This window comes from Pusillimonas sp. T2 (assembly GCF_002236805.1).
In the GTDB taxonomy this organism is placed as follows: Bacteria; Pseudomonadota; Gammaproteobacteria; order Burkholderiales; family Burkholderiaceae_B; genus Neopusillimonas.
The window spans coordinates 1-420 of the sequence record NZ_NIQA01000043.1 but is presented as its reverse complement, the minus strand read 5'-3'; the positions used below and the strand labels follow the sequence as shown (position 1 = coordinate 420).

At 49.0% G+C, this 420-nt stretch carries 1 protein-coding gene; it reads left to right on the top strand.

The annotated features are described in order from the left end of the window. A partial coding sequence (locus PuT2_RS15790) for a hypothetical protein (protein ID WP_216820841.1) occupies positions 1-409 on the top strand: 409 nt, incomplete at its 5' end. Between the last annotated feature and the right edge of the window lie 11 nt (positions 410-420).

Genomic DNA, 420 nt, shown 5'->3' with positions numbered 1-420 from the left:
TTGCCAATCCGGAGCGTGGAAAAAGCAGAGAGTTGCGCTTGAATCAATAGAATTCGCCTTGTCTGATCTTTCCCGGATGGGACCGGATGGTATCTGCACAATGGGACGAAATACATTACGAAAAGTGATTTTGGTTGATGCAGACGGCCCGCGAATGCTTCTCGCAACAGCGTACGCTGCCTTGAAGCCTGGTTCAGAAGTAAGCTCTAATTCAGGGCTTTGCATCACGGTAAACGGCATGTTTTGCTCCGCCGATCGCGCCCCGTATGCAAATGGAGATGGAGGGTCATCCTCAGTGACTTGCATGAAGCATCTAGATGCTGCTGGACAGCACACTATTGAAGTCATCATTCCAGAATATGGACCTATTGTTCATGCGGGAGGTTTCATCGGACTTTTACCGATGTAATTGCCAATCCG